Source organism: Caballeronia sp. INML2, assembly GCF_023631365.1.
In the GTDB taxonomy this organism is placed as follows: domain Bacteria; phylum Pseudomonadota; class Gammaproteobacteria; order Burkholderiales; family Burkholderiaceae; genus Caballeronia; species Caballeronia turbans.
On record NZ_JALQDH010000236.1, the window covers coordinates 1 to 314 of the forward strand.

The 314-nt window shown below is 63.7% G+C and carries 1 protein-coding gene; it reads left to right on the forward strand.

Annotated features, from left to right (window positions below; all coding sequences use genetic code 11):
- Positions 1 to 186, forward strand: a 186-nt coding sequence (locus tag NCT32_RS37820) for a hypothetical protein (protein WP_250491578.1), incomplete at its 5' end; no start/stop codon positions are given.
- Positions 187 to 314: the final 128 nt, after the last annotated feature.

The following is a 314-nucleotide window of genomic DNA, read 5'->3' on the forward strand; positions in this document are numbered from 1 at the left end:
GTGATCAGCAGAATCTGTCCGACTGACCCGTCGATCGCGGCTTGCAGCGCAACGCGGTCGTTCGTGATCCCGTCGCCCTTCACGCCGAAGGACGCGTCAAGCAAGACGCCGTTCAAACTGGCGTTGCTCGCGCTCTGCGAGCTGCTGCCGGAGCCCGTGTTCGGACTGGTCTCGTTCGCGCTCTGAGGACTAGTGGCCGGGCTCAGACTGACGTTGCTCGTGCCCTGTGAGCCGGCCGTCGTGCTCGGGCTTGTGTTGTTTGACGAGCTCGCCGCAGTCGACGAATTCGACCCGCCACCACCACATGCAGTTAG